This window comes from Streptococcus mitis, from assembly GCF_001074635.1.
Classification (GTDB): Bacteria; Bacillota; Bacilli; order Lactobacillales; family Streptococcaceae; genus Streptococcus; species Streptococcus mitis_E.
Genome location: NZ_JUQO01000008.1, coordinates 20,482 through 28,336, shown reverse-complemented (window position 1 = coordinate 28,336; position 7,855 = coordinate 20,482). Strand labels below are relative to the sequence as shown.

The following is a 7,855-nucleotide window of genomic DNA, read 5'->3' as shown; positions in this document are numbered from 1 at the left end:
AGAGTACTTGGTTTGGGACCAAGGTGTCGCAGGTTCGAATCCTGTCTTCCCGATTCATTACAGAGATACGTAAGCGTATCTTTTTTGTTTTAACTAGATATTATATACATTAAGAGAGAATTAGTTTGCTTCTCTCTTTTTTGAATTTCAGTAATTCATTTTATACTTTTTTGTTTCCTACCCTGTTTAATAATACGGTAGTTAATTATACACATTGAAATTTAATAGATTTTATAACTATTATTAATTCTTAATAAAGCAATAGAAGAGTTTTTGTTGAACCTATAATATATTTTTCAATGTTATAAAAATTGCTACTATTACGAGTCTAGATAAGTATTAGTTTACATTATAGTGTGAATTGGGTTTGATATTTATTTTGAGGAAGCTGCCTTAGATTTTTCTACTTGTGTTTTATTGTATAGTGTATCTTGCTTGTTTTGAACATAATTTTTATGACATTTGTCATATCTCCTCATGACAGAAGCTTCTAGTGGCTGTAGATTCAAAGAATTATAATAGATGTATCAAATGGAGGAAGAAGAGATGAAAAATAAAATGATTGTCGCAGTGAGTCTAGTTGCAGCAGGAGTCATGACTTATCTCATGTTCTCAGGATTGGATGAAGATTTCTATCATTTTCCTTGGGAGCTATTTGCAGGATTTGGAATGATGTCCTGGCTTATCCGTGAAGGTTTGAAATTAGTCTCAGATGTGAAAAAGGAGTTTGAAAAATGAAAAAAGCGTTTCTCTATCTTTTTATTGGACTATCACTAGTGGTATGGTTGGTAGAAATGTTTACAGGTTGGTTTGTTCAAGCCTTCCTTCACCAATTCATCCGTGGTGCCTGGGGACTAGGATTTATGATTTTTATCGCCTTTCCTATGGGAAAGGAGTGGCTGAAAGGAGAATATGATGAACATGATTAAGGTACAAGGCTTACATAAAAACATCAAGGGTAAGGCTATTTTGAAGGATATTTCCTTTGAGGTAGCTGAAGGTGAATGTGTTGCCATGATTGGGCCAAACGGAGCAGGAAAGACCACACTCTTGGACTGTTTGCTCGGAGATAAATTGGTCTCCAGCGGTCAAGTATCTGTCCAAGGTTTACCAGTGATGAGCTCTAAGTTAGACTACACAAGATCCTATCTCCCTCAAGAAAATGTAATTGTTCAAAAATTAAAGGTAAAAGAGTTGATTGTTTTCTTTCAACGTATCTATCCAAATCCCTTAAGCGAGCAGGAAATTGATCAACTATTGCAGTTTGACCAGCAACAAAAAGAGCAATTCGCAGAAAAATTATCAGGTGGACAAAAGCGTCTTTTCTCTTTTGTCTTGACCTTAATTGGGCGACCAAAGCTTGTTTTTTTAGATGAGCCAACTGCGGCCATGGATACCTCTACCCGTCAACGTTTTTGGGAAATTGTTTGGGACCTAAAAGCGCAAGGAGTCACCATTCTCTATTCGTCTCATTATATTGAAGAGGTAGAGCATACAGCGGACCGAATCTTGGTCTTGAATAAGGGAGAGTTGATTCGCGATACAACACCTCTAGCCATGCGCAGTGAGGAGATTGAAAAGCATTTTATCCTTCCTCTGGCATACAAGGAAATTGTTGAGCAGTCTAACTTGGTTGAAAACTGGTCACAAAAACAAGATGCTTTGCAAGTAGTTACACGTGAAGCGGATGCTTTTTGGCAACTGTTAGTGCAAGCAGGATGTAGGATTCAAGAAATTGAAGTCAATAATCGTAGCTTGTTGGATACAATCTTTGAAGAAACACAAAAGGGAGATGACTAAGATGAAACGATGGATCGCACTAAACAAGATAGAATTTCTATTGACCAAACGACAATTAGTCTATTATCTATTATCCGTAGGGATGCCGACAGCATTCTATCTATTCTTTTCTGGCATGTACCAGGACACACCAGGTGGACCTGCGAATTTTTTGCGTGATTATCTTATCTCCATGACAGCTTTTTCGATGATGTCGACAGCTATGTTTTCATTCCCAGCTGTTTTACATACCGATAAAATCAACAACTGGCAGAAAACATTGCGCCATACTCCGGTAAATATGGTAGAATATTATCTATCAAAGATAACAAGTATGCTGGTTGATTATCTGGTCTCAATCCTGGTTGTTTTCTCAGTTGGGCACTTGGTCAGAGGTGTGGATATCCCTTTAGGAAGCTGGATTGGGGCTGCGCTCTTGCTGATAGTAGGAAGTGTAGCTTTTGTAGCACTTGGCTTGACCTTGACTCTCTTACCAACTAGTCAGCTGATGTCTGTCGTGGGCAATCTTCTCTATCTAGGCTTGGCTGTTTTAGGCGGACTCTGGATGCCCATCTCTTTATTTCCAGACTGGATGCAAGCAATCGGGAAGTGTCTACCAACTTATCAGTTGATGGAGTTGCTCAAGACCTTCTTAAACGAGGGTGGCATCAATTTATCAGCCACAGTTTATCTACTTATTTTTTCAGTAGTTTTGTTTGGTTTGACCATTTACCTTCAAGGTCATAAGGAGAATGCTTAATGCTTGAAAGACTGAAAAGCATACACTATATGTTTTGGATCAGTTTAATTTTTATGATTTTCCCCATCCTACCTGTAGTGACTGGGTGGCTTTCTGCCTGGCATTTACTGATTGATATTCTATTTGTAGTGGCGTATTTGGGTGTTTTAACAACTAAGAGCCAGCGCCTATCTTGGCTATATTGGAGCCTCATGCTGACTTATGTAGTTGGGAATACTGCCTTTGTTGCTGTTAATTATATCTGGTTTTTCTTTTTCCTATCTAATCTCTTAAGTTATCATTTCAGCGTAGGTGGTTTAAAGTCTTTACATGTCTGGACTTTTCTTCTTGCTCAAGTCCTTGTTGTGGGCCAACTGTTGATTTTTCAGAGAATCGAAGTTGAATTTCTATTCTATCTACTTGTAATTCTTGCTTTTGTCGATTTAATGACTTTTGGCTTGGTTCGGATTCGGATTGTGGAGGATTTGAAAGAAGCACAGGCTAAGCAAAATGCGCAGATAAATCTATTGCTTGCTGAAAATGAACGCAGTCGTATCGGTCAAGATTTGCATGATAGTCTGGGGCATACCTTTGCTATGCTTAGTGTTAAAACTGATCTAGCCTTGCAGTTATTTCAGATGGAGGCTTATCCACAGGTGGAAAAGGAATTAAAAGAAATTCACCAGATCAGCAAGGATTCCATGAATGAAGTGCGAACCATTGTGGAAAATCTTAAGTCTAGAACTTTGACATCCGAACTAGAGACTGTGAAAAAGATGTTAGAAATTGCTGGAATTGAGGTGGAAATAGCTAATCAACTAGATACAGCTAGCTTAACTCAGGAATTGGAGTCAACGGCTTCTATGATTTTGCTTGAATTAGTGACCAATATCATCAAACATGCTAAAGCGTCTAAAGTCTACTTAAAATTAGAACGGACAGAGAAAGAACTCATTCTAACAGTGAGAGATGATGGCTGTGGCTTTGCTTCTATAAAGGGGGATGACCTCCATACAGTTCGAGATCGTGTTCTTCCATTTTCGGGAGAAGTAAAGGTAATTAGTTGGAAAGAACCGACAGAAGTTCAGGTTCGACTACCTTATAAGGAGAGAAACTAAGATGAAACTACTTGTTGCAGAAGATCAAAGTATGTTGCGAGATGCCATGTGCCAGTTGCTCACGCTTCAACCGGATGTAGAGTCTGTCTTTCAAGTCAAGAATGGGCAAGAAGCAATCCAACTATTAGAAAAGGAGTCTGTAAATATCGCCATCCTTGACGTAGAAATGCCTGTTAAGACAGGTCTTGAAGTCTTGGAGTGGATACGAGCAGAAAATCTAGAAACAAAGGTGGTTGTGGTGACGACCTTCAAGCGTCCTGGGTATTTTGAACGTGCGGTCAAGGCTGGAGTAGATGCTTATGTATTAAAAGAAAGAAACATTGCAGACCTCATGCAAACCTTGCACACCGTCCTAGAAGGACGCAAGGAGTATTCGCCTGAATTGATGGAAGTGGTGATGACGCATCCCAATCCATTAACAGAGCAAGAAATCGCAGTTTTAAAGGGAATCGCTCAGGGCTTCTCTAACCAAGAAATTGCAGACAAACTTTATCTATCCAACGGAACCGTCCGAAACTATGTCACCAATATTCTTTCGAAACTAGATGCAGGTAATCGAACAGAGGCAGCTAATATCGCGAAAGAATCTGGTTGGTTGTGATGATATAATATTTTTTTGAACATATGTGTTAAAATTGATGGGATTGAATGGAACAATACTAACTTTAGGAGGGTGGGATTCCTCCTTTTTCTTTTTGGGGGGAGCACCACAAAAGAGCTAAAATTAAGAATAAAAAAGAAAAATATCTTGACAACCAAGGGAAAATTTTGTTACAATAATAGACGGTACTTTTTACTTTTGGTCTCTCAAGAGTGTACAGGGACGTGCTGACAAATGTTGCAAAAGTACACACAGATGATAGCTGTCACCAAGTGTATCATCACCAAAAATAAAAAAAACACAGGAGAATGTAGATGCCTACAATTAACCAATTGGTTCGCAAACCGCGTAAATCAAAAGTAGAAAAATCTAAATCACCAGCTTTGAACGTTGGTTACAACAGTCATAAAAAAGTTCAAACAAACGTTTCTTCACCACAAAAACGTGGTGTTGCAACTCGTGTTGGAACAATGACACCTAAAAAACCTAACTCAGCCCTTCGTAAATTCGCTCGTGTACGTTTGAGCAACCTTATCGAAGTTACTGCCTACATCCCAGGTATCGGACACAACTTGCAAGAGCACAGCGTGGTTCTTCTTCGTGGTGGACGTGTAAAAGACCTTCCAGGGGTACGTTACCATATCGTCCGTGGTGCACTTGATACTGCAGGTGTTAACGATCGTAAACAAGGCCGTTCTAAATACGGTACTAAACGTCCAAAAGCATAAGGAAAGGGGATAAAGAGAAATGAGTCGTAAAAATAGAGCTCCAAAACGTGACGTATTGCCAGATCCGCTTTACAATTCACAACTAGTTACTCGTCTTATCAACCGCGTTATGCTTGATGGTAAACGTGGTACTGCTGCTTCAATCGTTTACGGTGCCTTTGAGCAAATCAAAGAAGCTACTGGCAACGATGCACTTGAAGTATTTGAAACAGCTATGGAAAACATCATGCCTGTACTTGAAGTACGTGCACGTCGTGTTGGTGGTTCTAACTACCAAGTCCCAGTTGAAGTTCGTCCAGAACGTCGTACAACACTTGGACTTCGTTGGTTGGTAACAATCGCTCGTCTTCGTGGTGAACACACAATGCAAGACCGTCTTGCAAAAGAAATCTTGGATGCTGCTAACAACACTGGTGCAGCTGTTAAGAAACGTGAAGACACTCACCGTATGGCTGAAGCTAACCGTGCATTCGCACACTTCCGTTGGTAAAATCATGATGCTAGGAACGGTAAGGATGCAAGGTGAAAATAGGAAACTGACGCAGTATTCGACGAATACAAGGAAGTTTATCTTTTTCACACAGCATCCCGTTTCGGCTCAAATCGGCTAATTAACTTTAGCACGAGTTCAATTCAACTTGTAAATCTACAAGTTGAAACCAACAATAGCATGAAAACATTGAGAACGGGTAGGTCCTGCCTATCCGTTTTTATTAAAATCATGTTATAATAGAATAGAAATCAAAAATAAATAGGAGAAACAAACCTCATGGCACGCGAATTTTCACTTGAAAAAACTCGTAATATCGGTATCATGGCTCACGTCGATGCTGGTAAAACAACAACTACTGAGCGTATTCTTTACTACACTGGTAAAATCCACAAAATCGGTGAAACTCACGAAGGTGCGTCACAAATGGACTGGATGGAGCAAGAGCAAGAACGTGGTATCACTATCACGTCTGCTGCGACAACAGCTCAGTGGAACAACCACCGCGTAAACATCATCGACACACCAGGACACGTGGACTTCACAATCGAAGTACAACGTTCTCTTCGTGTATTGGATGGTGCGGTTACCGTTCTTGACTCACAATCAGGTGTTGAGCCTCAAACTGAAACAGTTTGGCGTCAAGCAACTGAGTATGGAGTTCCACGTATCGTATTTGCTAACAAAATGGACAAAATCGGTGCTGACTTCCTTTACTCTGTAAGCACGCTTCACGATCGTCTTCAAGCAAATGCACACCCAATCCAATTGCCAATCGGTTCTGAAGATGACTTCCGTGGTATCATCGACTTGATTAAGATGAAAGCTGAAATCTATACTAACGACCTTGGTACAGATATCCTTGAAGAAGACATCCCAGCTGAATACCTTGACCAAGCTCAAGAATACCGTGAAAAATTGATTGAAGCAGTTGCTGAAACTGACGAAGAATTGATGATGAAATACCTCGAAGGTGAAGAAATCACTAACGAAGAATTGAAAGCTGGTATCCGTAAAGCGACTATCAACGTTGAATTCTTCCCAGTATTGTGTGGTTCAGCCTTCAAGAACAAAGGTGTTCAATTGATGCTTGATGCGGTTATCGACTACCTTCCAAGCCCACTTGACATCCCAGCAATCAAAGGTATTAACCCAGATACAGATGCTGAAGAAACTCGTCCAGCATCTGATGAAGAGCCATTTGCGGCTCTTGCCTTCAAGATCATGACTGACCCATTCGTAGGTCGTTTGACATTCTTCCGTGTTTACTCAGGTGTTCTTCAATCAGGTTCATACGTATTGAACACTTCTAAAGGTAAACGTGAACGTATCGGACGTATCCTTCAAATGCACGCTAACAGCCGTCAAGAAATTGACACTGTTTACTCAGGTGATATCGCTGCTGCCGTTGGTTTGAAAGATACTACAACTGGTGACTCATTGACAGATGAAAAAGCTAAAATCATCCTTGAGTCAATCAACGTTCCAGAACCAGTTATCCAGTTGATGGTTGAGCCTAAATCTAAAGCAGACCAAGACAAGATGGGTATCGCCCTTCAAAAATTGGCTGAAGAAGATCCAACGTTCCGCGTTGAAACAAACGTTGAAACTGGTGAAACAGTTATCTCTGGTATGGGTGAACTTCACCTTGACGTCCTTGTTGACCGTATGCGTCGTGAGTTCAAAGTTGAAGCGAACGTAGGTGCTCCTCAAGTATCTTACCGTGAAACATTCCGCGCTTCTACTCAAGCACGTGGATTCTTCAAACGTCAGTCTGGTGGTAAAGGTCAATTCGGTGATGTATGGATTGAATTTACTCCAAACGAAGAAGGTAAAGGATTCGAATTCGAAAACGCAATCGTCGGTGGTGTGGTTCCTCGTGAATTTATCCCAGCGGTTGAAAAAGGTTTGGTAGAATCTATGGCTAACGGTGTTCTTGCAGGTTACCCAATGGTTGACGTTAAAGCTAAGCTTTACGATGGTTCATACCACGATGTCGACTCATCTGAAACTGCCTTCAAGATTGCGGCTTCACTTGCTCTTAAAGAAGCTGCTAAATCAGCACAACCAGCTATCCTTGAACCAATGATGCTTGTAACAATCACTGTTCCAGAAGAAAACCTTGGTGATGTTATGGGGCACGTAACTGCTCGTCGTGGACGTGTAGATGGTATGGAAGCACATGGTAACAGCCAAATCGTTCGTGCTTACGTTCCACTTGCTGAAATGTTCGGTTACGCAACAGTTCTTCGTTCTGCATCTCAAGGACGTGGTACATTCATGATGGTATTTGACCACTACGAAGATGTACCTAAGTCAGTACAAGAAGAAATCATTAAGAAAAACAAAGGTGAAGACTAATCAGTCCTCGCTCTAGAAGGAAGTCACTTAGTGACTTCC

Annotated in this window: 9 protein-coding genes; all 9 read left to right on the top strand. The window is 40.5% G+C overall.

The window, feature by feature from the left end; genetic code table 11:
• The first annotated feature begins 531 nt into the window (after nt 1-531).
• The 9 genes from ADI58_RS00305 (at nt 532) to fusA (ending at nt 7,816) form a co-directional block, all read left to right on the top strand.
• A complete protein-coding gene (locus ADI58_RS00305) occupies nt 532-738 on the top strand; it encodes a hypothetical protein (RefSeq protein WP_000390697.1) in 207 nt (68 codons plus the stop codon).
• A complete protein-coding gene (locus ADI58_RS00300; protein ID WP_049521028.1) occupies nt 735-929 on the top strand; it encodes a hypothetical protein in 195 nt (64 codons plus the stop codon). Before ADI58_RS00305 ends, ADI58_RS00300 begins: the two co-directional genes overlap by 4 nt.
• Entirely contained in the window at nt 916-1,800 is an 885-nt protein-coding gene (locus ADI58_RS00295) for an ABC transporter ATP-binding protein (protein ID WP_049521027.1), read from the top strand. The genes ADI58_RS00300 and ADI58_RS00295 overlap by 14 nt, the downstream gene beginning before the upstream one ends.
• 1 nt (nt 1,801) lies before the next feature.
• Nucleotides 1,802-2,539, top strand: coding sequence for an ABC transporter permease (locus tag ADI58_RS00290; protein WP_049521026.1), 738 nt, complete (start codon nt 1,802-1,804; stop codon nt 2,537-2,539).
• Complete coding sequence (locus tag ADI58_RS00285; protein ID WP_049521025.1) at nt 2,539-3,636, top strand: sensor histidine kinase; 1,098 nt, start codon at nt 2,539-2,541, stop codon at nt 3,634-3,636. Before ADI58_RS00290 ends, ADI58_RS00285 begins: the two co-directional genes overlap by 1 nt.
• Before the next feature lies 1 nt (nt 3,637).
• Nucleotides 3,638-4,237: a response regulator transcription factor gene (locus tag ADI58_RS00280; protein WP_049521024.1), complete on the top strand. Its 600-nt coding sequence runs from the start codon at nt 3,638-3,640 to the stop codon at nt 4,235-4,237.
• 314 nt (nt 4,238-4,551) lie between these two features.
• On the top strand, nt 4,552-4,965 hold the full coding sequence (rpsL, locus tag ADI58_RS00275) for a 30S ribosomal protein S12 (RefSeq protein ID WP_001142332.1): 414 nt from the start codon (nt 4,552-4,554) through the stop codon (nt 4,963-4,965).
• A gap of 19 nt (nt 4,966-4,984) precedes the next feature.
• Nucleotides 4,985-5,455: a 30S ribosomal protein S7 gene (gene rpsG / locus ADI58_RS00270; RefSeq protein WP_000087873.1), complete on the top strand. Its 471-nt coding sequence runs from the start codon at nt 4,985-4,987 to the stop codon at nt 5,453-5,455.
• Between the two features lie 279 nt (nt 5,456-5,734).
• The gene (fusA, locus tag ADI58_RS00265) at nt 5,735-7,816 is read left to right on the top strand and encodes an elongation factor G (protein ID WP_000090345.1); all 2,082 of its coding nucleotides are present in this window, start codon (nt 5,735-5,737) and stop codon (nt 7,814-7,816) included.
• Nucleotides 7,817-7,855 lie beyond the last annotated feature (39 nt).

Bases quoted from the DNA above. Each gene is read 5' to 3' on its own strand.
- rpsG (WP_000087873.1), top strand. From the start codon at position 4,985: ATGAGTCGTAAAAATAGAGCTCCAAAACGTGACGTATTGCCAGATCCG.
- ADI58_RS00305 (WP_000390697.1), top strand. From the start codon at position 532: ATGGAGGAAGAAGAGATGAAAAATAAAATGATTGTCGCAGTGAGTCTA.
- ADI58_RS00285 (WP_049521025.1), top strand. From the start codon at position 2,539: ATGCTTGAAAGACTGAAAAGCATACACTATATGTTTTGGATCAGTTTA.
- ADI58_RS00300 (WP_049521028.1), top strand. From the start codon at position 735: ATGAAAAAAGCGTTTCTCTATCTTTTTATTGGACTATCACTAGTGGTA.
- fusA (WP_000090345.1), top strand. From the start codon at position 5,735: ATGGCACGCGAATTTTCACTTGAAAAAACTCGTAATATCGGTATCATG.
- ADI58_RS00295 (WP_049521027.1), top strand. From the start codon at position 916: ATGAACATGATTAAGGTACAAGGCTTACATAAAAACATCAAGGGTAAG.
- ADI58_RS00280 (WP_049521024.1), top strand. From the start codon at position 3,638: ATGAAACTACTTGTTGCAGAAGATCAAAGTATGTTGCGAGATGCCATG.
- ADI58_RS00290 (WP_049521026.1), top strand. From the start codon at position 1,802: ATGAAACGATGGATCGCACTAAACAAGATAGAATTTCTATTGACCAAA.
- rpsL (WP_001142332.1), top strand. From the start codon at position 4,552: ATGCCTACAATTAACCAATTGGTTCGCAAACCGCGTAAATCAAAAGTA.